19 protein-coding genes and 1 rRNA gene are annotated in these 24,864 nt (G+C 48.8%); 10 read left to right on the plus strand and 10 right to left on the minus strand.

Annotation, left to right across the window (positions count from 1 at the left end; all coding sequences use genetic code 11):
• Window positions 1-173 precede the first annotated feature (173 nt).
• Complete coding sequence (locus H6F76_RS08830; protein ID WP_190507502.1) at window positions 174-713, minus strand: hypothetical protein; 540 nt, start codon at window positions 711-713, stop codon at window positions 174-176.
• Between the two features lie 716 nt (window positions 714-1,429).
• Here H6F76_RS08830 and H6F76_RS08835 point away from each other — a divergent pair.
• The 3 genes from H6F76_RS08835 (at window position 1,430) to H6F76_RS08845 (ending at window position 5,259) form a co-directional block, all read left to right on the plus strand.
• Window positions 1,430-3,970, plus strand: coding sequence for an EAL domain-containing protein (locus H6F76_RS08835; RefSeq protein ID WP_199322009.1), 2,541 nt, complete (start codon window positions 1,430-1,432; stop codon window positions 3,968-3,970).
• A gap of 88 nt (window positions 3,971-4,058) precedes the next feature.
• Entirely contained in the window at window positions 4,059-4,634 is a 576-nt protein-coding gene (gene cobU / locus H6F76_RS08840; protein WP_190507504.1) for a bifunctional adenosylcobinamide kinase/adenosylcobinamide-phosphate guanylyltransferase, read from the plus strand.
• Between the two features lie 202 nt (window positions 4,635-4,836).
• The gene (locus tag H6F76_RS08845) at window positions 4,837-5,259 is read left to right on the plus strand and encodes a hypothetical protein (protein WP_190449133.1); all 423 of its coding nucleotides are present in this window, start codon (window positions 4,837-4,839) and stop codon (window positions 5,257-5,259) included.
• 35 nt (window positions 5,260-5,294) lie between these two features.
• Here the strand turns inward: H6F76_RS08845 and H6F76_RS08850 are convergent, their stop codons facing one another.
• Window positions 5,295-6,248, minus strand: a complete 954-nt coding sequence (locus H6F76_RS08850; RefSeq protein ID WP_190507538.1) for a ribonuclease Z — start codon at window positions 6,246-6,248, stop codon at window positions 5,295-5,297.
• Window positions 6,249-6,662: 414 nt separating this feature from the next.
• On the opposite strand from H6F76_RS08850, the gene H6F76_RS08855 reads away from it, so the two are divergent.
• Window positions 6,663-7,838 carry a SpoIID/LytB domain-containing protein gene (locus H6F76_RS08855; RefSeq protein ID WP_199322014.1) on the plus strand — a complete coding sequence of 392 codons (1,176 nt, stop codon included), beginning with the start codon at window positions 6,663-6,665 and terminating at the stop codon, window positions 7,836-7,838.
• An 86-nt stretch (window positions 7,839-7,924) separates the two neighbouring features.
• Window positions 7,925-8,197: a hypothetical protein gene (locus H6F76_RS08860; RefSeq protein ID WP_190507506.1), complete on the plus strand. Its 273-nt coding sequence runs from the start codon at window positions 7,925-7,927 to the stop codon at window positions 8,195-8,197.
• A gap of 5 nt (window positions 8,198-8,202) precedes the next feature.
• On the opposite strand, the gene H6F76_RS08865 is transcribed toward H6F76_RS08860, so the two are convergent.
• The 6 genes from H6F76_RS08865 to grpE form a co-directional block, all read right to left on the minus strand.
• Window positions 8,203-8,634, minus strand: coding sequence for a peptide chain release factor 1 (locus tag H6F76_RS08865; protein ID WP_190507508.1), 432 nt, complete (start codon window positions 8,632-8,634; stop codon window positions 8,203-8,205).
• 133 nt (window positions 8,635-8,767) lie between these two features.
• Window positions 8,768-9,934, minus strand: a complete 1,167-nt coding sequence (rsgA, locus tag H6F76_RS08870; protein WP_190507510.1) for a small ribosomal subunit biogenesis GTPase RsgA — start codon at window positions 9,932-9,934, stop codon at window positions 8,768-8,770.
• Window positions 9,935-9,993: 59 nt separating this feature from the next.
• Window positions 9,994-10,263, minus strand: a complete 270-nt coding sequence (locus tag H6F76_RS08875) for a sulfurtransferase TusA family protein (RefSeq protein WP_190507511.1) — start codon at window positions 10,261-10,263, stop codon at window positions 9,994-9,996.
• A complete protein-coding gene (dnaJ, locus tag H6F76_RS08880) occupies window positions 10,260-11,396 on the minus strand; it encodes a molecular chaperone DnaJ (protein WP_190507512.1) in 1,137 nt (378 codons plus the stop codon). Before dnaJ ends, H6F76_RS08875 begins: the two co-directional genes overlap by 4 nt.
• 121 nt (window positions 11,397-11,517) lie before the next feature.
• Window positions 11,518-13,449, minus strand: coding sequence for a molecular chaperone DnaK (gene dnaK / locus H6F76_RS08885; protein ID WP_190449139.1), 1,932 nt, complete (start codon window positions 13,447-13,449; stop codon window positions 11,518-11,520).
• Window positions 13,450-13,604: 155 nt separating this feature from the next.
• Complete coding sequence (gene grpE, locus H6F76_RS08890; RefSeq protein WP_190507541.1) at window positions 13,605-14,348, minus strand: nucleotide exchange factor GrpE; 744 nt, start codon at window positions 14,346-14,348, stop codon at window positions 13,605-13,607.
• A gap of 678 nt (window positions 14,349-15,026) precedes the next feature.
• Here grpE and H6F76_RS08895 point away from each other — a divergent pair.
• The 4 genes from H6F76_RS08895 (at window position 15,027) to H6F76_RS08910 (ending at window position 20,487) form a co-directional block, all read left to right on the plus strand.
• On the plus strand, window positions 15,027-17,027 hold the full coding sequence (locus H6F76_RS08895) for a GspE/PulE family protein (protein WP_190449141.1): 2,001 nt from the start codon (window positions 15,027-15,029) through the stop codon (window positions 17,025-17,027).
• Window positions 17,028-17,262: 235 nt separating this feature from the next.
• Entirely contained in the window at window positions 17,263-18,375 is a 1,113-nt protein-coding gene (locus H6F76_RS08900) for a type IV pilus twitching motility protein PilT (protein WP_190507513.1), read from the plus strand.
• 268 nt (window positions 18,376-18,643) lie between these two features.
• Window positions 18,644-19,867, plus strand: coding sequence for a type II secretion system F family protein (locus H6F76_RS08905; RefSeq protein ID WP_190507514.1), 1,224 nt, complete (start codon window positions 18,644-18,646; stop codon window positions 19,865-19,867).
• A 20-nt stretch (window positions 19,868-19,887) separates the two neighbouring features.
• Window positions 19,888-20,487, plus strand: a complete 600-nt coding sequence (locus H6F76_RS08910) for a hypothetical protein (RefSeq protein WP_190507515.1) — start codon at window positions 19,888-19,890, stop codon at window positions 20,485-20,487.
• A gap of 21 nt (window positions 20,488-20,508) precedes the next feature.
• On the opposite strand, the gene H6F76_RS08915 is transcribed toward H6F76_RS08910, so the two are convergent.
• A complete protein-coding gene (locus H6F76_RS08915) occupies window positions 20,509-22,965 on the minus strand; it encodes a serine/threonine-protein kinase (protein ID WP_190507517.1) in 2,457 nt (818 codons plus the stop codon).
• Between the two features lie 390 nt (window positions 22,966-23,355).
• Here H6F76_RS08915 and H6F76_RS08920 point away from each other — a divergent pair, with 390 nt between their 5' ends.
• Window positions 23,356-23,634, plus strand: coding sequence for a hypothetical protein (locus tag H6F76_RS08920; RefSeq protein ID WP_190507519.1), 279 nt, complete (start codon window positions 23,356-23,358; stop codon window positions 23,632-23,634).
• A 1,016-nt stretch (window positions 23,635-24,650) separates the two neighbouring features.
• Here the strand turns inward: H6F76_RS08920 and rrf are convergent.
• Window positions 24,651-24,767: ribosomal RNA gene (gene rrf, locus H6F76_RS08925) — 5S ribosomal RNA — on the minus strand.
• Window positions 24,768-24,864 lie beyond the last annotated feature (97 nt).

Genomic DNA, 24,864 nt, shown 5'->3' on the forward strand with positions numbered 1-24,864 from the left:
AAATCTTCTTAACAGAGCATTGTCACAGGAGCCATTCGCTATTCAAAAACCAGTTATCTGCTGCTTGAGCGTTGCCCACTCAGCAAAGTCTTTGACCAAAGTGCAATCTCGACACCGAAAGCCATGAGCAAGATTATGCCAACTAGAACTGCACTCATCTTCTAATCTCCCTTTTACTTAGCTGTCGTCTGCTTTTGGAAATCGGCCTTACAAACATCTAAAATGCGTTGATCATTCTCACTAACATTGCTGATGCGCTCAAATCCTTGTAACCCAAGGTTAGAAAAGGCTGGATTACCTTGTGAAGCCACATTTGAATTACGCTCCAGAGCAATTTCAAAGGGATTCGTAGTGCGATCGTAGCTATTAACCACAGTTAAAGCCAGTTGGTCATTCTGAAACTTGCCAGACGCACAGTCAAATGACGAGCGCGGCATATATAGCGCTCCAACCACATTTCCTTGCTTCGACTCAAAAACAAAGTATCCCTGACCAACCTGATTGGGCTGCGTCGATTGCCCATACAGATAAATGCCGTCAGGTAAAGCTTGCTTTGCAACTTGGGACTGGGTGGATGCTTCAGCATTCGCAATTGCAGGGACCAGTCCAACACCAAGGAGACCAACGGTTAACGATAAACCTGCTAGAATACGACGGGCGCGGCAAGCCGGAGAAAACCACGGCGAGATAACGGTAGTAATTGGGTTTCGCATCGTATTTCTCCTCTGGAACTAAACGAAAAGCTGCCTTGTAAAGTGCCATCCCGGCACTAGGGGTATTTCACTGCGGTGATGAAGCTGGATACAAACCCGCTAGCGCTGATTCCGAAACATATGAACAGGTTATAGGGAATTTATTTGTTTAACCTCATCCCTCTGACTCACCTAAGTGGATGAATTTGCGCCACTTTTGGCAGAGATGTAAGACAGTTGTTGATTGCCTTAGATCGTGCGTTTCTGATAGCTGTCTTCGCCTCTTAACTAAAGGCTGCTTAAATTGCTGACAGCGGAAATAAGCAGTAGGTAAGAACAAAGAGCCATGAACAAGCAGAACGCATTTGCTCAGGGTCAACGGCTCAAAAACCGCACTGCGTAGACAATAGCTTCAAAGCTACTGCCTTGCCTTCAAGACTCGTATAACCATCAAATCATTATTTGTAGGCTGAAACAATTACGTTAAGTGACAGTTCCGCAACTGTTTAGTCTTGGGCTAGGTTGGGTACTATGCACATTGTTGGTCGTGGTCATCTACTCATACAAAGCGACCTATCTAAGCGATCGTAGCCGCTGCGATCGACAGTGCCATTTTTGTAAGTCTCTGCCTGCTGTAAGGGTAATTACAACGATCACAGCTTTGTTGTGCCTGCGGATAACTTGGCTTAAAGCTCTACCGTTTCTTCAATTGCCCTCCTCCAGATTTGGCAGCTCAAATGACGGATTTTCCCTTTAACTTCAAAGGCATGATCAGAAACGGTCGCCGCCTGTTGACGCTAACCCTCAAACATCCTGCGCTGCTGACTGGCATTGTCGTGACAGGCTTAGTCTTTGGCGTGCGTGAGGTGGGTGGACTCCAGTCACTAGAGCTATCGGCATTCGACCAAATGATTCGACTGCGCCCCAGCGCTGGTGCTGATCCTAGATTGCTGGTGGTGAATATTACTGAAGATGACATCCGATCGCAAAACCGCTGGCCCATCTCAGATCAAGTCATTGCCCAACTGCTAGCAAAGCTGGATCAATACAAGCCAAAAGTCATTGGGTTGGATCTGTATCGTGATGTACCTCAGCAGCCAGGGCATGCAACCTTGCTGAAACAGTTGCAGTCTAGCAACGTTACAACAGTAATGTTGCTGGGCGATGAAGATACTGGCAGTGTGCCACCGCCACCTGGAGTCGCGCGCGATCGCGTTGGTTTCAGTGATTTTGTTATTGACCCCGATGCAGTCATACGGCGCAATCTACTTTTTGTCACTGCGAAAAACGAAAAATATTACTCGTTTGCCCTCCGATCAAGCCTTCAATACCTGGCAGACAAACAGCTACCATTTCGCCTTGACGCAAAAGCATTGCACATTGGCACAGCCATTTTTCCAGCGCTCGACAAACGTGCTGGCAGCTATCAGGCGCTCGACGATCGTGGCTATCAGGTGTTGCTGAATTACCGCGGCAATACTGTGGCACGACAGGTCACGTTGACGCAGGTGCTGCAGGGCGAACTACAGCCAGAGTGGGTGAAAGACAAGCTCGTGCTGATTGGCACAACCGCCCCTAGCGGCAAAGATTTATTCTTAACGCCTTACAATTTATCGGCAACGCAACAAAACCCCAAGACGCCTGGAGTCTTGATTCATGCACAAATGGTGAGTCAAATCCTGGGTCAAGTCTTAGATGGCAGAGCCTTGCTATGGTACTGGTCGGAACCAGGCGAAATTGCTTGGGTATGGGTTTGGTCAATGGTGGGCGGCATCCTGGCGTGGCGGTTTCGTCATCCCGGTGCATTGGCATTCACCATAGCCTTAGCTGGCGGCGGTTTATACTGCCTTTGTTTTGGTATTTTGTTGCAGTCAGGCTGGGTGCCAGTGGTGCCAGCCGCGATCGCCCTTGGGCTGGCAACGCTGGGTATTGTAGCGTATCGGCTACTGCACGATGCGTTTCACGATGCACTGACAGGGCTACCAAATCGCGCTCTGTTTATCAAACAACTTCAGTGGGTCATTCAACATCATCACCCCTTTAGTCGAAGGTTTGGGTCATCAGACGCGCCCTCGATCGCCGTTTTGTTTGTGGGTTTAGACGGCTTCAAAGCCATTAACGACAGCTTTGGGCATCGCCTAGGTGATCAGCTTCTAGTGACAACCACCGATCGACTCAAAGTCTGCCTACATCCTACCGATCAGTTTGCACGGGTCGGCGGCGACGAATTTGCAATCTTACGACGCAACGTGCAAGATCCAGCCGAAGTAACGCACCTAGCAGATCAACTGCAACGGCAAATGACACTGCCCATCCAGCTTGATGGGCAAGACGTATTCAGCACCGCCAGCATTGGGATTGTGCTCGGACGCTCCAACTCAAACTATGCGCCTGAAGATATCCTGCGTGATGCCCACACTGCCATGCACCGCGCGAAAGCATCAGGCAAGGCTCGCCATGAGGTTTTTGTGACCGGAATGCGTGTGCAGGTAATGACGCGCCTCCAGCTTGAAACCGATCTGCGACGTGCGATCGAACGTCAGGAATTCCGCCTGCACTACCAACCGCTCATCTCCCTACAAACAGGCAAAATTGCTGGCTTTGAGGCTCTAGTTCGCTGGCAACATCCTGATCGTGGATTGGTACCGCCGAATGATTTCATCCCAGTAGCAGAAGAAACTGAGCTAATCATTCCAATGGGCAAATGGATTACTCATGAAGCCTGCCGTCAGCTAAAAATCTGGCAAGAACAATTTCCGCAAGAGCAACCGTTGCTCGTCAGTGTTAACCTGTCAGGCAAGCAGTTCTCACAGCTAAATCTAGTGGAGCAAATTGAACAAACGTTGCAAGAGACGGGACTAAGTGGTCATAGCCTAAAGCTCGAAATTACCGAAAGCATTGCTATGACTGATGTGGAGTCTACGATTGCCCTCCTCCAACGGCTCAAAGCACTCCATCTACAACTCAGCATTGATGACTTTGGTACAGGCTATTCATCATTGAGCTATTTGCATCGCTTCCCGACCAACACCATCAAGGTTGATCGTTCCTTTGTGAGCCGCATGGGCGATGAAAGTGAGGACTCTCAAATTGTCCAGACCATCATTCTTTTGGGGCACAACCTGGGTATGGATATTGTGGCAGAAGGCGTAGAAACAGCCGAACAGCTTGCCAGCTTACGCACACTGAAATGTGAGTACGGCCAGGGCTTTTTCTTCTCTAAACCGCTTGTGACAGAAGCCGCAACCGCTCTATTAAAAAGCGATCCGCAATGGTGAGTGTGCAGCATGAGAAACATCACGTTGCAACAACTGCTTGCAACTGTGTAGAGAGTAGCGATCGAGCCACACGTTCTGAGGGGTCAAGATGGTCGAACAAGCTTCTGAACGTCAACTTATTTTAGTGACGGGTCCAGCACGATCGGGCAAGAGTGAGTGGGCAGAAACTCTGGCAGTTCGCTCTGGCAGGTCTGTACTCTATATTGCTACGTCTCAACGCGACCCAGCCGATCGCGAATGGCAAGACCGTATTGACCAGCATTGCCAACGTCGCCCGCCTACCTGGACAACAGTCGAAACTCCGATCGCCTTAGCAGAAACCATTCACATGGCTCCCTCAAACAGTTGCCTGCTCGTTGATTCCTTAGGCACATGGCTAGCAAATTTACTTGATCAAGATGACGACACTTGGAGGAAAACGTTGGCTAGCTTACTAGACAGTTTGCACCATACAACCAGTAGCATCATCTTTGTAGCAGAAGAAACTGGCTGGGGAGTTGTGCCTGCCTACCCAATGGGTCGCTTGTTTCGCGATCGCCTCGGCATTCTTACCCGTCAACTAGGCACGATCGCTCATCCTGTTTACCTCGTGACGGGTGGACATGTCCTGAACCTTAGCAGCCTCGGCACGCCGTTGCATCAAGCCCTAGAGCTGACGCAGTGAAGAACCTTAACCTGAGCTACAGCTTTAAACTAATGAGATGCGCGTTTAGACAAAGTAGCATAGAGCTATTAGGCTAGCTACCCTAGTGATATGCACCCTGAGCGAAAGCAATTCGCTGCTTCTGAATGTAGGAAGACTAAGGCTTCAGTGAACTAATACAAAACTTTTTAGCCCTCTAAATTTGATCTTTTAATTTGACACTATGGCATCCGAACAACACGTCAGGCAGTATCTTGCTTACTGGTTTCAGTTAGGCAAGCCAGTTCTAATCAACGGTGGTAGGTTGCGCGTCTTGCCTCGTCCAATCATTCAGGGCGATCGCTATAGCCCAGAATTTGAAGCGTGTTGGCAGCAGGTCTGTTCACCAGCGTCGGGGGATTGTTACCTGGAAGGCACGGAGCAGACGATCGCCGAACTTCTGAGTCCCGCCTGGGATGTTGATCCCTGTTCCCGTTGTGCCATGCCGGTGCCGGTAAAAGTTCAAGGCGTTGCTGCGTTGGAATGCCCCTGTGTCGATCTTCCAGGATGGCCCAACACCGAACTGCCATCTCCACGTGCGCCTATCCAAAGCCAGACAAGGATGGGACAACTGCGCGATCGCCTCCGCCAGTCTCACGGCGAATAAGGACGTTCCACCCAGTACAGAATACTCAGTACAGACTAAACGGTTGCCATTGCGGCGGCGTTTCGCCGAGGAATCTCGTACGTCCAGAAATCAGAAGCCATCTCTGTGTTGGGAAAAATAGAGCGGGCTTCTGCAAGTAGATCTTTAAGTTCGATCGCATTACCAGGCGCATAGCGTGGGCTGAAATGGGTCATAATCAGCCGCCTCACTTGTGCTGCCAGAGCGACTTGGGCTGCCATTGTCGAGGTTGAATGCAACCGTTGATATGCCAATTCAGCATCCTGATGGGCAAATGTGGCTTCATGAATCAACACATCTGCATCCTGTGCTAGCTCGATCGAAGTTTCGCAAAAAACTGTATCTGTACAATACGCCAGCTTTCGTCCCTGTTCTGTCTGCCCGCACAAGTCTGCTCCGTTCACCAATCGCCCGTCAGGTAACGTGATAACTTCGCCGCGCTTCAGCTTGCCATAGAGCGGTCCCGACGGAATGCCCAATGCAGCAGCTTGCTTAACATCAAAATGCCCAGGACGATCTTTTTCAGTAATCCGATAGCCAAACGCAGGTACGCGATGCTTGAGTAACCCACAGCTCACCGTAAACTCGCTGTCTTCATAAACAACACCGGGACGTACAGTATGGACCTTCACCGGATAAGAGAAATGCGTTTGCGAATACCGCCGACAGGCCTTGAGATACTCATCCAGGTCAGGTGGCCCATAAATATCGACACGCTGAACGTTGCCTGCCAAACCACAACTTGCTAATAACCCCATCAACCCATAAATATGATCCCCATGCATATGAGTCACAAAAATACGGGTTAACTGACTGCTCTTAATCTCGCTGCGCAAAAGCTGATGTTGGGTGCCTTCACCACAATCAAACAACCAAAACTCTGCCCGTTGAGGTAAGCGAACCGCTACGCTAGAAACATTGCGCGATCGCGTCGGCACACCAGAACTGGTTCCAAGGAATGTAATCTGCAAAACGTAGCGTTCCAAACGGGTTTCCTTCCTGAACCTATACTGACACAGGCGAAGGAAATAAGGGCTTGACAACAGCGCTTGAGCGACAAATCTGATTTAATAAACGTTACAAAGCATCGAAAACACAAGATACAAGGTGAGGCACGAAAGTTGCGCGTTCAACTACAGCATATCTGGCATAAGTAGGGAACATCAAAGCTCAAAAAACTGACTCCATACAAAGCAATTTGACGTATATTAAGCGTCGTTGCCCCATACTTCAGACAGCGTGTAACGAGCCTGACGTAGGATATAGCCTATATTTTGCTGTCTGCGATCGTATTGCCACGACTACCTAGCCCCTTAACGCCTGAACCTGTAAGGATTCTGAAAATGTCATCGAAACGCTTCCCCTTTTCACTCTCTCAAATGAGAATGTTGACACAATTAAATGGACGTAGTTGGTGGTTAGGCATTCTTGTCTGGATGGCAGCGTTTTCTTTGGTTGAAAGCGCCAGCAGTCGTGCCGCTCAAGCCGCGTTAGAGCTACGAGTAGCGATCGCCGATGGTGTGAGCCAAATTGCTGTTGGCAGTTCAACAAAAGCGATCGTGCGTGACAGCAATGGGCGTCCACTGGGTGAGATTGCACCGATGAATGCTTTCATTGCCCAACCCAAACAAGGCAGCGTCAGTCTTGATCGCTGGCAGTCTAGTCAACTGTGGGTCGAGCCTACAGGCGGCGGCTATGTGTATATTGGTGATCGTTGGTATCGCGGTCGTACAGCCGTTGTGCCTAGCAAAAGTGGACTTACGGCTGTTAACTATGTAGACCTAGAACACTATCTCTACAGCGTCTTGGGTGGCGAAATGAACGGCAATTGGCCCCAAGAGGCACTGAAAGCGCAGGCAGTTGCAGCCCGCTCCTATGCACTGTATCATCGACAAAAATCAAATAACGGCATTTACGATGTAGTAGACACAACGGCTTCGCAAGTCTACCGAGGTATCCGAGATGAATCAACAGGTACTCAAGCAGCGGTTAATGCTACAGCCGAACAAGTGCTCATTTCGGGTGGTCAGATTGTTGAAGCAGTTTTTCATTCGTCAGCAGGCGGTTGCACCGAAAATTCTGAAAATGTTTGGCTAAATCCGGTCCCTTACTTGAAATCGGTAAAAGAAAATTTTACCGAGGTTTCGCCCGTTGCCCAGTGGTCACTTGACGTTTCCCGCAGTGAATTGAGCAAGCGCATTTCTGGAGTCGGTAACGTCGTCTCATTTCAGCCTGTTGATATGACTCCCTGCGGACGCATCAAGACAATGCAAGTTGTGGGCGATCGCGGTAGCAAAAAACTAAGTGGTGAAGCACTACAACGTGCCCTTAACCTAAGAAGTACCCTCTTTAGCATCGTGCCTCAGCCTGCGCTAGAAGCAAGTAAGGGTAAAGCGCAGGCTTCCCCTACAACCTTTCAAGTAATTGGTCGCGGGTTTGGTCATGGGATCGGCTTAAGTCAGTGGGGTGCCTACAACTTGGCTCAAGGTGGCAACAACTATCAGCAAATCTTGAAACTTTATTACCAGAACACAGAGCTGGCAAAAATTCAGGTCAAGTAGGGTCGCATTTCCAACCGATTGTTTTCTTTCGTAGAACCTTCACTGCGAGGGTTCTATGTTCTGCTCTGACATTTAGCTTGTACACTGTGGACGCTCAACGACCGGACTTGGAATTGATTGTGCAACAGATTGGCGAAGCCGTCCTAGCGACGATCGAAACTGTCGATCGCCTCTCGCAACGGATGGATACATTGACCAATCAAGTACAGCAACAAGGCTATCAACTGTTTGCGCTGAGTGATGCCGTACAAACGCTGACTGAAGCCCAGCAGGAATCACTCAAACGGCTCGATCGCTTAACCGACGCGTTAGAGCACCTAGTCACTGCTGTCGATCCCGCTGATCTGCCTCCATCCTAAGAGAGTTACCACCGCCTGTAGGAGCGCCAGTGCGATCGCCCCTTCCAAAAAACACCCACTGCAATGAGCGCTAATACCGTCATGCTAAATCCGGGCGCTCCCAAAATGATCCCTTTCTCTAACAAGAGCAGCAGGAAGACACACAGCACCAAGCCCCACAAACTGCCTGTACTGATGCTGGAACGGTCAATTCGCTCCAAAACGTAAACTGCTAAGGCTCCTAAACCAATTGGCAACCCAAGACTAATGATTAGAGAGAGCAGGGGCGACAGAAGCAGGCTAAGAAGACTCTCTAACGCAGGAGATTGAGCGGCATAGCGGCTTGCAAGTAGCAACAAAACATCGACTGGCAGCGCCAACAGCACGACAGCCATAAGTGCCGCTTGAAACAGCGATCGCCAGGGCAATAATTTCAGCCGATCCAGCGGTTTTCTCATAAAACGGATATGACTGGAAGGCTCCCAGCCTGCGCTTAATAGTGTGATTCTAGCCTCAGTTCAGCGCAGCAGCAAAAAGAGCCAATCAACTCAAATCACTTGGCTCAACTCTTCTCGTCCACCGTCATCATCTCTAGTCCCCATCCAGAGACGCATCCTTCAAGTCGTACCGCATTCCCTGTAGGGTTTGTTGCTGAACACGGCGCGAGGGGCGGCGATATTTTTTTGTTTCGAGCTTAGGTTCATACTGTTCGCCAGCCCGATCGCTTTTACGCTTCAGGGTTGATTCGCTATTACTAAGCTTATTTAACGCTTCCTGACGAACGATCGACTCCTCCAGAAAATGCAAATAATGCTCATAGCGTTCCCAATCGCCACGCACGGCACAGTTTGGCTCATCCTTGTGCAGGCAATTACTGAACTGGCAGCTTGCCATAGCTAAACGTGCCCGTGCTTCAGGGAAGTAGTTCGCTAAGTCTTCAGGCGCACAATCTAAATCTGGTTGGTTAAATCCTGGTGTATCTGCCAGCAGCCCACCAGCGGGCAATTCAAACAGCTCAACATGGCGGGTAGTATGCCGTCCACGACCCAACTTCCCAGAAACGGACGCAACGCGCAGATCAGAGCTAGGTACCAGCCGATTGATTAAGCTTGACTTGCCAACGCCGGAAGGACCTGACACAATGGTGATGCGATCGCCAAGCTGTGCTTCTAAATCAATCAGCCCCCATGTCTGATGCACACTAATCAAAAACGGCGTATAGCCCCATTGCTGCAAACGCTTTTGCCAATGCTCACGCTCATCAGCACTTGCAAGGTCACTCTTATTTAAGCAAAGACAAACCTGCAGCTGTGTTGTCTCCGCTTTAACCAGAAAGTGGCTCAGTTGATGCGGGTCTAGCGTCGGCTCAACCATTGCAAAGACCAGCAAAAGTTGATCCGCATTAGCAACCGGCGGACGATCCAACTCTGATTGCCGAGGCAACACCTGCGCAATCGCCCCTCGACCGCCATCCCAGTCGGGTTCTACGACTTCTACACGATCACCCACCATCACGCGTTGCCCAATCTTTTTGAGGCGCGATCGACGAGTGCAAAGCAGCATCTGTGGCACGGGCAGTTTGCAAGCCATCGTTGACAAAGCGTTATCATTGCTATCTGCTGACCGTTGAACAGCATCAAGCTGCACATGATAGTAATTTGCCTGCACTGCTAAAACGATGCCCCAAAGACGCGCAGTGGGGTTCTCAGGTTCAGCCTTACTGTAAATGTTGAGATGGTCGTTCACGTGAGAACTCATAACTCAACGCTCATAACTCGTGGGAGAAAACTGCGTTACGACAAGTACCCTAACCGTAATCAAGGCTCTCCACCTAAGACAGGTTGCCGAATTCGGATTGCAAAAAAGCCTGAGCGTTCTTCAATCTGCTCAATGCTGTACCCTTCCATCGTCAGGCTATCAGGTACCTGCTCGATCGGCTCACCCGGATCAAGCCACACCTCTAAAAGTGTACCTGGCTGCATCTGATCGAGTTTTAACTTGGTGCGAACAAAGTTAATAGGGCAGGGTATGCCGCGCAAATCGAGTTGAGCATCGGGAGTCGCAGAGAAGGATTGTGCTGGATTCATGCGCCAAACACCTTACCAAAGAACCCCTCAATGCCGCTTTTGCCAATGCGATCGCCCCGTAGTTTCGCTAGCTTTTCCAGCAACTCCCGCTCTTCCAAAGAAATTTTCGTCGGAATGTCGATCGAAATAGTGATGAGATGATCACCACGACTCACTGGATTGCCAAGCTTCGGTACGCCTTTACCTTCCAATGTCAGCACCTTACCAGACTGAGTTCCTGGCGGAATCAACAGTTCCTGAGGCTCATTATCGACCGTATTCACTTCTACACGAGAGCCAAGAATTGCTTGCACGTAACTAATTTTTAGTTCTGAGAGGATGTTGATACCCTCACGCTGAAACTCTGGATCTTCGTTGACAAACAGGTAAACATAGAGATCGCCAGATGGTCCGCTACGCTGTCCAGCATCGCCCTCGTTAGAGACGCGCAACCGAGTACCATTGTCAACCCCGGCGGGAATGTTGATCTTCAGCTTCTTTGTTTCCTGCCGCTGACCATTACCACCACAAACCTCGCACTTCTCTTCTACAACCTGCCCATTGCCAGAACAGGTTGGGCAGACAGATACTTGCGTGAAACTGCCAAAAGGTGTGCGGGTGGCACGACGCACTTGCCCCGCACCGCTACAGGTCGAACAAGTACGAGGACGTGTACCGGGTTTAGCACCCGAACCGCTACAAGTTGTGCAGGTTTCAAGGTGATTGATGCGGATTTCGCGCTCACCACCAAAAATTGCCTCACGGAATTCTAGCTTCAGGTCAAGCCGCAGGTCATCTCCCCGCATCGGACCACTGCGCCGCCGACCAGCCTGACCAGGTACACCACCACCAGAAAACCCGCTGAAGAAACTCTCGAAAATATCGGCAAACCCGCCCATATCGCCAAAGTCCTGGAAGCCTCCTCCAGCGGCTGAGCCGACACCTGCCTCACCAAACTGGTTGTAGCGGGCACGGGTTTCTGGTTCTGAGAGCACTTCGTAAGCACGATTAATCTCTTTAAAGCGCTCTTCAGCTCCGTCTTCTTTATTCACATCAGGATGATACCGACGTGCTAAACGACGATACGCCTGCTTAATATCCTCCTTGTCGGCGTCGCGCGAAACGCCAAGGATTTCGTAATAGTCACGAGCCATAGAATGCTGCTGCGAGGGGTAAAGAGTTTTTTAGAGCGGGGGGCTAAGTTCTGGGTCTAGAAGGTTGGCTTTAGATAGATTTTTCTACCATCACCTTCGATCAACCACTCCTATACCTTAACTAATCTACAGCCTCATAATCGGCTGTAACAGTAGCATCGTTTTCAAAGCTGTAATCATCCTCTGGATCAATTGCCTCGTTCGGGGAGCTAACGTGGGTAGCATCATCGTCCTCAGTGGCTTCAGTGCGCTGGTAAACCGAGGCACCAAGCGCAAATAGAGTTTCTTGCAGAGCATCCAGGCGCTGCTTGAAATCTTCTGGCGAAATCGTGGGATTAGCAACAGCGGCTCTCAAGTCCGTCACTTTTTCCAATGCCCGCGCTTTAAGGTCATCTGCAATGAATTCACCAGCATCGCGCAGTGTATCTTCATAGCTGTAGAACAAACTGTCTGCTTGATTCTTAAACGCAACGAGTTTCTTGCGACGCTCATCTTCATCAGCGAAGAGTTCTGCCTCAAGACGAAGCCGCTCAATCTCACTAGAGCTTAAACCACCCGTGTTAGTGGTTGAAATGCTCTGCTCTCTACCTGTACCCTTATCAAGCGCAGCTACTTTAAGAATGCCGTTTGCATCGATATCAAACGAAACTTCGATTTGAGGCACACCACGTGGGGCTGGAGGAATGCCATTAAGTTGGAATTTACCCAGGCTCTTATTGTCTTTTGCCATTGCTCGTTCGCCTTGAAGAGCATGGATTTCAACAGACGTCTGTCCATCTGTTGCCGTTGAGAACACTTGGGTCTTGCTGGTAGGAATAGTCGTGTTGCGTTCAATAATTTTGGTAAAGACCTCACCCAGTGTTTCGATCCCCAAAGACAAAGGCGTTACATCGAGCAGCAGCAAATCTTTAACTTCGCCGCCTAAAACACCGCCTTGAATAGCAGCGCCTAATGCGACCGCTTCATCCGGATTTACTGAACGATCCGGTGCTTTGTTGTTGAAGTGTTTGCGAATGGCATCTTGCACCGCTGGAATGCGAGTAGAGCCACCTACTAGCAAGATGCGATCGATGGCATCAATGGTCAAATCAGCATCCTTAAGTGCCTGCTCCGTTGGTTTGATGGTGCCTTCTACCAAATGGCTGACCAATTCTTCAAACGTCGAGCGATTCAGCTCCATTTCTAGATGCTTGGGTCCTGTTTCATCAGCTGTAATAAACGGTAGATTGATCGAGGTTGTGAGTGTACCTGAGAGTTCGATCTTTGCTTTCTCAGCCGCCTCACGCAACCGTTGAAGTGCCATTTTGTCGATCGACAGATCAATGCCTTCCTGATCTTTAAAGCTAGTGATCATCCAGCGGACAATGCAATCGTCGAAGTCATCACCACCCAGATGGTTATTGCCTGATGTAGCTTTAACTTCAAAAACGCCATCGCCCATTTGGAGAATCGATACGTCGAAGGTGCCGCCGCCCAAGTCAAAGACCAAAATGCATTGATCTTGATCTTGCTTTTCCATGCCGTAGGCAAGTGCAGCCGCCGTTGGCTCGTTGATAATCCGTAATACTTCCAGCCCTGCGATCGTGCCAGCATCTTTAGTTGCCTGGCGTTGAGCATCGCTAAAGTAAGCAGGTACAGTAATTACGGCTTGCTGAACGGGTTCGCCCAAGTAATTCTCAGCGTCTTGCTTGAGCTTTTGCAGCACCATTGCTGAGACTTCTTGGGGAGTAAAGTTGCGCCCACGAATCTGGACATCGACTGTATCATCCTTGCCCTTAACGCAATTGTAAGGAACGCGCGATCGCTCCATTTCAGTGTCTTCCCAACGGCGACCGATGAAGCGTTTGATGCTAAAAACGGTATTTTCAGCATTAGTAACAGCTTGCCGCTTAGCAAGTTGACCAACGAGTCGATCGCCAGCTTTGCCAAAGCCAACCATGCTTGGTGTGGTTCGTCCGCCTTCTGAGTTGGAGATGACAATCGGTTGACCGCCTTCTAAAACAGCAACGCAGCTATTTGTCGTGCCCAGGTCGATACCAATGACTTTTCCCATAACAAGTGGCGGTAAGAATACGTGGGGTGGACGTGGGTGCTTGAAGCTAGCACAGACAAAGAGTCAAGCTGATGTTCTTCAACGAAAACGGCATTCGCCTGTGCTGCTTTCAAGCATTCCCAAATTTAATTTGAAATTAAACGTATCAAGCAAAATTAGGTTTCTGCACCGCTCTGATCAGTCTCCTCAGAGGTTATCACGGGCTCTGGGGCAGCAGCAACTTTCACCAGCGCGTGGCGCAGCACACGTTCGCCTAAGACATAGCCACGGACTAGTTCTTCCATCACTGTGCCTTCAGGGTGCTGATCGGTCGGCTCGCGCATGACAGCTTCATGAAGAGCTGGGTCAAACTCTTTGCCCTCAGAGCGCATTGGTGCCACCCCAATCCGTTTGAGGCAATCGACTAGTTGCTTGTAAACACTTTGATAACTTTTGTGAATTGTTGTTTCTTGCTCTGTTTGAGGCTTGATGTGCGATCGAGCGCGCTCAAAGTTATCAACTACTGGCAACAATTCATTAATCGTTGAGCATTTTACTTGTAGCTCCAGATCCTCTTTTTCTCGCTGAGTACGTTTGCGATAGTTATCAAAATCGGCAGCAATACGTACGTATTGACCAGTGCGCTCCTCTAGCTGCGCTCTCAAAAGATTGATTTCATTGTCCTTCTCTGCTAATGCAGCCGAACCACCTTGACTCGGAAGCGGTTCTTCATTCACGACGGTAGCCTGGGCGTTCTCGACAGGAATATCCGTCACGTCGCTATCGGTTAGGGTAGAGTCAATTGCAGGCTCTCCACCAAAGCCATCTGGAAGCGGGGCATCAACGGCATTCACCGAGGACTCTGACGTGCCAGATGTTGAACTTTGTGCACTCTCATGCTGATTCTCTTCATCAATCATTGCTGTTTCATCCCAATCCTCAAGACTGCTTGGTCGGCTACCAGACTTAATCCTATACGCTTTGAGAATGAAGCGATGGCAGAAATTCGTCTGAACGCCTCTAAATCTGCGTAGCGACACAAATGCTAGATGCCGCTTTGTGCCTCAGATCGATACAAAGTATTGTATCGAGTCTAAAGTGAGTCAGATGCATTATGCAGCCTAATTACTCCGCGATCGCATGCGAACTCAAATGAAACACCTTGCAAACGTCTGACGAACTAGACTGTAGGGGCTATGATTTTTACAAGTTAAAATTTGACATCGATTAGCCAGGTTAGGTAGCCGAGCCTAATGGTTTCATTTATATATGTTACGGCTAACTCACTTATGGCTTAGTCGATCGCGGTTTCCTCCCGGACTCGCACACAGCGACTTTAGTTATGCCATGTAGCTATAGACGATGTACATAGACGGGTGGCAGTAGTTTTTCTACTTAGTAATTTTTCGATTCAGCAGTTAGTAAGCATAATTTAGCAATCAGTTTTGGTGCCTCGATCGTTGCTTAGTCTTAGCGTCACAGTTGGTAAGAAGCAGATCTGTAGGGCGATCGCCGAAAAACGTAGACAGTGCTTTAGAGATTCTTTGTAAGTTTTGTGGGCATATTCTAGTAAACCAGGAGACCTTCTTCAACTCGCTATGACTAACTCTTCTTCTCCACGTCGTGCGCTCGTCGTTCAAAATAATTTTTCTCCCTTTGGTAACAAGCTCGTCCAGTCTGGCTACGTCAATAACGCCCAGATGCAACAAGCGCTGATCGAAAGCCGCAAGTCTGGCAAAGCGCTGCTCGACGTGCTGGAGTCAATCACAGGACAGCAACTGCCGCCTGATCTACTCCGTCAGTATAAGAAGCAGCAGCTCTTTGAGTTGAAGATTCTCTATGGTGTAGAGTCACTTGACCCTGAAGTCAGCGAGATTACTAGCACTCAAGTGAGCGAGTTGATCGATACGCTAATCCCGATCGATCTATGCCGTCGTTATAACCTCGTACCGCTTTCCAAAAGTGACAATCAGCCACCATTTGTGCTGGTGGCAATGGTTGACCCAGATAACCTGCAAGCTCAGGATGACCTGAATCGTCGCTTGCGCCCTCAAGGATTGGCGTTACAGCGGCTCGTCATCACGGTAGAAGATTACCGCCGCCTTATTAATCAATATCTAGACGAGAAAGAGAAGCGCGATAAGCAACTGGAAGATCAGTCCAAAGTTGATGTCAACAAGGATCTTGAAGGGTTAGGTTACCTGGATTTGCAGGATGCCCCTGATGAAGATGATGCCAACCTGGATGTTTCAGATGCCGAAGCTGCACCTGTCATCGCCCTAGTTAACAAGATCATGATCAAGGCGCTCCAGGAAGGTGTTTCAGACATCCATATTGAGCCGCAGGAAGAAACTTTGCGTGTGCGGTTTCGCAAAGACGGTGTGTTGAGAGAACCATTTGCCGAACCCTTCCCTAAAAAGATTATTCCCGCTGTTACGGCTCGTTTCAAGATTATTGCCCAACTCGATATTGCTGAACGTCGCGCACCTCAGGATGGTCGAATTCGCCGTATTTATGACGGTCGCAAAGTGGATTTCCGGGTTAACACACTGCCAAGTCGCTACGGTGAGAAAGTTGTGTTGCGGATTCTTGACAACTCTGCTACGCAGCTAGGGTTGGATAAATTAATTACTGACCCGGAATCGCTGCAAATTGTGCAGGAGATGGTGCGGCGACCCTTTGGCTTGATTCTGGTGACCGGTCCAACGGGGTCTGGAAAGACGACTACACTCTATTCGGCGTTAGCAGAACGTAACGATCCCGGTGTCAATATCAGCACAGCCGAAGACCCGATTGAATATTCCTTACCTGGTTTGACACAGGTACAGGTTATTCGAGAGAAGGGGATGGACTTTGCTGCCATTCTGAGAGCTTTTCTGCGTCAAGATCCAGATGTAATTCTGGTGGGTGAAACTCGTGACCGAGAGACAGCCAAGACAGCGATCGAAGCGGCTTTGACCGGACACTTAGTGTTAACGACACTGCATACTAATGATGCAGCGGGCGCGATCGCCCGTCTAGATGAAATGGGCGTTGAACCCTTTATGGTTTCTGGTGCTCTACTGGGAGTAGTGGCACAACGTCTAATGCGCCGCGTTTGTAGTGATTGCCGTATTCCTTACACGCCTACCAGGGAAGAGTTAGCCCGCTTCGGTTTATCTGCTTCTAGTGAAGGTGAGCTGACGCTTTATAAAGCTAACTTTTTACAACCAAACGAAATTCAGGAAGCGCGAGCGCGTAACCAACTCTGCGCCAAATGTGGTGGGGCTGGCTATAAAGGACGTTCTGGTGTCTATGAAGTCATGCGGATCACTGAACGGCTCCAAAACCTTATCACTGATGGTGCTCCGACTGAAGCGATCAAAGAGGTTGCCGTTGAGGAGGGGATGCAAACGCTATTAGCGTATAGCTTGAATCTTGTTCGCACTGGTCAAACAACGCTTGAGGAGGTTGAACGAGTTACCTTTACTGATACTGGCTTGGAAGCTGAACTACGCGCTAAGCGTAAGTCTGCCTTGACTTGCCGCGTTTGCAGCGCCGACCTCAAACAGGAGTGGATCGATTGTCCGTACTGTATGACCCAACGCTTTCAGGATTAAGAATTGAACTTAGGAAATAGTTGGTTCTTTATCGTTAGCTTTTGGTTGGCAAGCACGCTCATTAAAGCAAAAAAGTCATTTCAACTCTGAGGGTTCAGGCATGATGAATGGGTAGACTATATGCCTAGCTGTTCACATTCTTTGAACCCGTGATCATTTTCTAGATCAGGCGATCGTTCCCTTAATGGCAGACGATCGATAATGCACTAAACCATTTCCCAAAGGAGCAAGCTCTATGGAGTTGATGATTGAAGACCTGATGGAGCAGTTGATCGAGATGGGTGGCTCCGACTTGCACCTGACGGCTGGTCTACCACCGTACTTTCGCATCAGCGGTCACTTGCAGCCGATCGGCGACCAGTCACTTACGGCTGAAGAATGTCAACGGCTGATTTTCAGTATGCTCAACAACACGCAGCGAAAAAATTTGGAGCAAAACTGGGAACTAGACTGTTCCTATGGGGTACGCGGTTTAGCACGGTTCCGGGTCAACGTCTACAAAGACCGAGGCACCTACGCTGCTTGCTTAAGAGCGCTCAGCTCAAAGATCCCTAACTTTGAGAAACTTGGTCTTCCAGATGTTGTCCGCGACATGACTGAAAAACCCAGAGGCTTGATCTTGGTAACTGGACCCACTGGTTCTGGTAAGACGACCACTCTGGCTGCCATGATCGACCTGATCAACCGTACCCGTGCTGAACATATTCTGACGATCGAAGACCCGATCGAATTTGTCTACGAACCTATTAAAAGCCTGGTACACCAGCGCCAGCTAGGCGAAGATACCAAGAGTTTTGCCAACGCACTCAAAGCTGCTCTGCGTGAAGATCCTGACATTGTGCTCGTTGGTGAGATGCGTGACCTAGAAACTATCTCTCTTGCCATCTCTGCCGCTGAAACAGGGCACCTTGTTTTCGGCACCCTACATACTAGTTCAGCCTCGCAAACCGTTGACCGGATGATTGACGTTTTCCCCTCCGAGCGGCAGACACAGGTAAGAGTTCAGTTGTCTAACTCACTTGTAGCAGTCTTTAGCCAAACTCTAGTACCAAAGAAAAACCCTAAACCAGGTGAATATGGTCGGATTATGGCGCAGGAAATCATGATTATCACACCTGCAATCTCCAACCTGATCCGAGAAGGCAAAACGGCTCAGATCTACTCTGCGATTCAAACGGGGGGCAAGATCGGGATGCAAACCCTGGAGAAGGTACTTGCTGACCAGTACAAAGCAGGTCTAATTTCGTTTGAAGCTGCGATGTCAAAGACATCACGTCCTGATGAAATTCAGCGGCTTATTGGTGGAGCGCCTGCGAGTGCAGCGCCTGCTGGAGCCGCTAGACGCTAGTAGTTTATCCTCTGTGTTTTGACAGCTAGAGTTAATTGAGCGATCGCTTTAAAGGTTTGTCATTCTTTAGAGGCATTCTTAACTAGACGCTAGCCACTTTGGCTCCTTGTTCGTTAAGCGATCGCTTCTTTGCAGCAGTACAATCTGTTTCAACGTCTCAAAGTACGCTTACCTCGGTGCCATTCTCAGCAGTGCCTGAAGTGCTATAAGTCGATTAAGAGCGTGCGGGGTTTATCGGTTTAATCATTTTGCTATTTTGGTATCCACTATGCCTACCTTCGTTGCTCGTGTTCAAGACGTTAAAGGAAACGCTAAGAAAGAAAAAATCGTTGCCGACACCATTAGTGACGCCCGTACTGCTCTGCGAGAAAGGGGTCTGTTCATTCAAGACCTGAAACAAGATGAAGGGCTATCTTTCAACCTCGACATGAAGAAGTTCCAAGCTTCAATGGCGAAGGTAACGGTCAAAGACAAAGCCGTGTTCTCCCGACAGTTTGCTGTGCTAGTTAATGCAGGCGTAGCAATGGTGAGAGGGTTGGGCGTTTTATCTGAGCAATGCACAAACCCTAAATTCAAAGTAGCACTTCTAGATATCAGTACTGATGTGCAGCAAGGGATGAACCTGTCAGACGCAATGCGAAAGCATCCTGCCTGCTTCGACAACCTCTACGTCGCTATGATTCAAGCGGGTGAAGTCGGTGGTGTGCTGGATGAGGTGCTAAACCGTCTAGCAAAACTGCTGGAGGACGTGGCGCGGCTCCAAAACCAGATTAAAGCGGCACTTTCTTATCCCGTAGTGGTAGGAGTATTGGCAACAATCATCTTCGTGGCAATGACGGTGTTTCTGCTGCCTGTCTTTGCCAATATCTTTGCAGATATTGGGGTTGAGCTGCCACTGTTTACGCGGGTAATGATGTCAATTAGTGAATTTTTACGTAGCCCTAAAGTTTTGATCCTAATCGTTATCATTCCCGTCTGTATGTTTGCTTACAAGCAATACTATAAAACGCGAGTGGGACGTGAGACGATCGATCGTCTCTCCTTAAAAATGCCTTTGTTTGGCGATTTAATCGAAAAGACCGCTACTGCTCGCTTCTGCCGTACGTTTGGTGCATTAACACGATCAGGCGTACCGATTCTGACCTGTTTAGAAATTGTGCGTGACACAGCAGGTAATCAGATTATTGCTAACGCAGTGGATGAAGCACGACGAGAAATTCAAACAGGCGGCATGATTAGTATTGCGCTTCAGAGAGAGCAGGTTTTCCCACTGATGGCAATTCAGATGATCAGCATTGGGGAAGAAACAGGAGAAATCGATCAAATGCTGATGAAAGTGGCAGATTTTTATGAGGATGAGGTGGAGCAAGCAGTGAAAGCGTTGACCAGCATTATGGAGCCGATTATGATCCTCTTTTTGGGAGGCATGGTTGGTTCGATTTTGCTCTCAATGTACTTGCCCATGTTTGCAGTCTTTGAAAAGCTGGGCTAGGTCTGATCGTCAGCGAAAGTATGTCTATTAACCGAACTCACTACGAAGCAGTTTTGGCTGAGTGTTGCGATGCACTAGGGGCGATCGACCTGCTTAAGCAGTATCGCCCTTATCTCGAAATGCTGCCTAGTATGCGTCGTCCGGATGAGAGCCTAATTACGATCCCGTTGCCGATCGTCAGGTTTCGTCACGGTAATGCTGCTAGTAGTCCAGGGGGTACAGGCACGGAAGCCCTCTGTCTGCCGTGCGATCTGGCGATTCTTATGTGCGATCCAGAGTGGAAGATTAAAACTGGAGTAGAGATTTTTGTTTTTATCCATCGATCACAGGAGGATTTCTCTGGTTTACTTAGCCGATGGCGACAAACGCAGGTAGTGTTGAGTCGTGGCTATGAGTGGGAACTGCCGTTGCGCTATAAGCACATTTTGAGTGAAGGGGCAGACAACACCTATCCCCTCTTTGTCGTTTTTGAAGAAACGCCTGAACGCATCAAACGAGGCTTGAAAGGTGCTTTTTTACCGTTCGTGATTCAACCCACGCTTACTGCTGATGGGGAGAAGCTGTCCGAGCCTGTAGCGACGGAAGTTATAGCAGGCGACAATGCTGAGACTGAACCCTAATTTCTAGCGGTAGGATGCATATCAACTTAAGTTGGTGTCGTTTTCAGCCGCCGCTTCTGTCGTTGGTACGTAAGAATTGGCATCCCCAAAAGTTGCGGGCCAAGGCTGAGTAGAAGCCGCGATCGGTGCATCAGGTGTATCAGTCTCCGCGTCCCATTGGAGTGGCAACGGATCAGGTTGTGGTAAAGGATTAGCTAGTGGGGTGGATGGCTTTAACACGTTGTCGCCTAGACTATTCAGTGCTTGGAGTGCTTCTGTCGCTGACTGATAGCGGTCTCTAAAGTCGTAACGCACCATTTTATTGAGCACTCCCGCAAGGGCATAGCTGACCTGCGCTCGGTGTTTCCAGGGTATCTCGCCTGTGCTTTTATCTTGCATTAACTGGCTAGGTAATAAGCCAGTCAAGGCTTGAATGCCGATCATGCCCACAGCGTAAAGATCACTATTGAATCGAGGGTTACCTGCACATTGCTCATTGGGCATATAGCCTTGAGTGCCAATACTAACTGTCATGCCCGTGTGCCCCTCGTCTACGGCTAACTGACTAACTTCTTTAACGGCTCCAAAGTCGATCAGGACAAGTTTGCCATCAGATTGCCGGCGAATAATGTTATTCGGTTTAATGTCGCGATGAATGACATGATGGCTATGGACAAATGTAAGAATTATCAGCAGCTCTTGCAAAATCGTTACCACCTTAAATTCTGGCATCTGTCTGCCAAGTGAAAGCTCACTGCTGAGGGGTTGCCCTGGTATAAATTCCTGGACGAGGTAAAACTCTTGCTCTTCCTCAAAATATGCCAAAAGCTGTGGAATTTGCTCATGCTTACCAAGTTTCTCAAGCGTTTCTGCTTCTTGCTTAAACAGCCGTCGTGCCAATTGAAAAAGTTTAGGATTGTTACTGTTAGGGCGAAGTTGTTTAACAACACAAGCTGGATTACCAGGTCGTTGGGTATCATCAGCGATATAAGTTTCGCCAAAACCCCCAGAACCAAGTACTTTTCGGATCGTGTAGCGCCCTGCGAGTTTTTTCCCAAACATCTCTTGCTCACGATATTCGGGCAGTAAATCTTTCAAATCATCTTGCTCACTTTTGCTGATGATTTCTTGAATCAGCGGTGAGCCTGCATAGTCTTTCATAGTGCGGCGAAGTTTTACTTTTTCGCTCACAATGCCGATAAAAAGATAAGTAGTGCCGGTGAGGGCGATGGCACTCATAGGCACTGCAGCTGGTAAAACTAACCGACCTTGGGTAAACACAATATAGGTAAAGCTACCCCATAGGAGAACAATGCCCATTGCTGCCGCAAAGCGTCGTAAGGCTCGCTTCGCTCGGCTTTGAACATAGCCCGCGGCTATAACGATCACAAATACAAAAGCGCCTTGAAGTGGAGCATTAGCGATCGCATCGGCGATCGATTTATTCTCTAGCAATGTAGCGATCGCATTCGCGTTAATTTCTACCCCAGATATAGGCTGACGATACAGAGGAGTGTCTGAGAAGGGTGCAGCATGGAAGTCTTGGGACAGGCTAAAGGTGGGTCCAATAAGCACAATCTTGTCTTTAAACACACCACTTTCTACTAGCGTCTCCCACGTAGCAGGATCAAGTACTTGCCAAAAAGATATCTGCTTAAAGGTGCCAGCAGGACCGTAGAAAAACATATTCTCGCCCTGCGGCGCTGGATACAGAAGCTGAGACGTTCGCATCGTGGCTTCTGCCAATGACGGCATCACAGTCTGCGAACCAATCAACCACTCTTGAGGTGGTTTGGAGGGGTTGGTTTGCGCCATCTGTCGTGCAAATTGACTGCCCAGCTGATGAATTCGGCTGTTCGGCTCAAGAGAATAATTGATCAAGCCGACGGACATTGGCTTTGTCTGAAACATCTCATGCGGTCCCAAGAGATGCGTCAGCATACCTTGCGACGTATTGGTTTCTTCATATTGGGCTGCCAGTGTTACTCGTCCTGCGTGCCGCTGTAACGCTTGTAAAAAAGCACGATCACCATCAGCACTGCTACTGGGAGAATCAAAAATCAAATCGATCGCCACTGAACGCGCACCTGCTGCCATCAAACGGTCGATCGCACGGGCGTAAGCTACCCGATTCCAAGGCCATCTCTGCAATGGCTCTAAAAATGCATACTTTTTGGGGTCATTGATATAAACGCTTGTCCCCTGGGCAATTGACTCTTCGTCAATTGTCAGGATAACTACATTCTCCGGCGGCGCAACTGGACCACGTAATTCAAAGAACAGCGTTTGTACCTGCCGCTCTAGGAGTTCGTTTAAATTGGACTGGCTGGCAGTTAGGAGAGCAGCGGCGATTGCCAATGCACCCACTGCAAAATGCCCAAAGCCACCTGGCTCTGGCGCATGCAGTCGAGACTTCAGTGTGTTGGTTAAACGCTTAGTTGTTGAAGGAGTCTTAATAGTCAGCGATTCTGTTTTGGGTAGCGGCAGTTTTCTAGCCATCTTCAGGTTTACATGAGGGACTTTCAAGCAACACACCCAATTAACCAATGTAGCTGAACAGGCGATGGAGGGCACAACTACAATTTAGATCAGTCTTAACTCATTAATGACGATCACCTGGTGATTTAAGCAACTGGCAAGCAGGTGAAATCTAGAGCTAAAAGGATGTCTTAAAAGTTTTGCGGGGTCGAATTTTATGCAGTCGCTTGACATGAGCCGGATTATAGCAAGGTAGATTAGGGTCACTGATGTTTCTGGCTTAGCAGTTCAAGCCAGTTAGTGCCCGTAGCAATCAGTTTTGGTTAAGCGCATATTGAATAGAGGGCATTGTCTCTTCCTATCACTGCCCTCTATTCTCCGTTATACCAATTCTTCAAAGCTAAGCTACAGATGGTACAAAGTAGCAGTTGGGTTCAATTAGCAGACATGGCAGGCGTTTGCAAGCTCGAGGTCACTGAAACGGAAACAGACTTGAAACAATGGCTTCGCAGCCAAAAGACTGCCTCTGAGAATAAAACATATCCAACTGCTGTATCTGCTCAAGACTGGGCAGACAACTACAGTTTAGGTCTACCGACCCTACTTGGTCACCATCGCGTCACTGTGCAAGAGTGGCTCCTCATATATTGCACTGGTGGTCTCGCCGCTATGCTCACCCATTCACCCTAAACGGGACGCAAAGCATTCCTCAGTGGTCATAAGAGGCACTTAACTAACGGTTGGCACCAAAGTAAAAACTTCAACCCAGCTACGGTGAGATTTGTCGGTGGTTAGAGACGGAACTTAACCTAAGTGCTCTCTACAAAACAGTGCATCAACTGGTGCATTACAGTCTCAAAACCTCACTGAAGATGGCGCGTCGGTGAGCGTGGCGAATACCGATGCCTTCATTGGGAGGCATCTAAACAAGCTCGCTGAGAACCTCGCGTTGCTAGCTTAGTATGCCGTAGTTGTGCCGGGACTGAGCGGGCAGGCGCGCTGTTTTTACCAAGACGAGACGAGACTCGGTCTCAAGACCGTCAGTGGGCGTAAGATCATCACCAAGAGTGTTAAGCCTAAAGGCAAAGTGCAATGGCAGTTCAAAGTGACTTATCTTTATGGCGTGGTGAAACCCGCTACAGGCAAACACTTCTTCTATGAATTCACCTATCTCAATAGCAATTGCTTCTAGGCGTTCTTGAACTTAGTCAGTAAGCGCTATAAGGGCTGCATTCTTATCATGCAACTGGAGCAAGCTGGTGCTCATAGAGCAAAACGATTACAGATTCCGACCAAAATGATCTTGATGTTTCAACCGTCCCATACATTAAGAATCAACCCGTACGCCTTGAGCAGGGCAAAGCCTTATGAGCGAGTATGGCAGCATTTCAAGTTAAGCTTGCGTTGGAAGTTGCCCAAAGACATAAACACATTACGATTATTAATGCGGATAAAAGTCAGAGGCAATGACCTAAGCAGTTATTGCTTCGACTACGGGTTGGCACTCCATTCTCCAAGGGCTATCTGTAGCTGGTAGGTATTTAAGGAATTAGTACGACTTCCTGCGCCACATGATAGAGTCAGTTCTCAAAGATGCTGCGTCTTAACACTTAGAGCATGGTTATAAGAAGGATTTCAGCAGGAGGTTACTTAATAGAACGGTGGGATAGCCGCATTGGACTACCCCACCGTTTGCCGAAGAATCAACCTGGCACCGAGCTATTTTTGCAGGGAGCTACCCCCCAACTATCTTTGCCGCTGTAATGTTTCACACCTGAGTTCGGGATGGGTCAGGGTGGGACCACTACGCCATAGGCACCAGGAAAGCCAAAAAGCTTAAAGCAGAGCCCTGAAGGCTGCATAGCAACTTGTTTTAGTTTCAGTATCACCAATGATGGAGGTCAAGCCCTCGGTCTATTA

This window comes from Leptolyngbya sp. FACHB-321, from assembly GCF_014695975.1.
Taxonomy (GTDB): Bacteria; Cyanobacteriota; Cyanobacteriia; order Leptolyngbyales; family Leptolyngbyaceae; genus Stenomitos.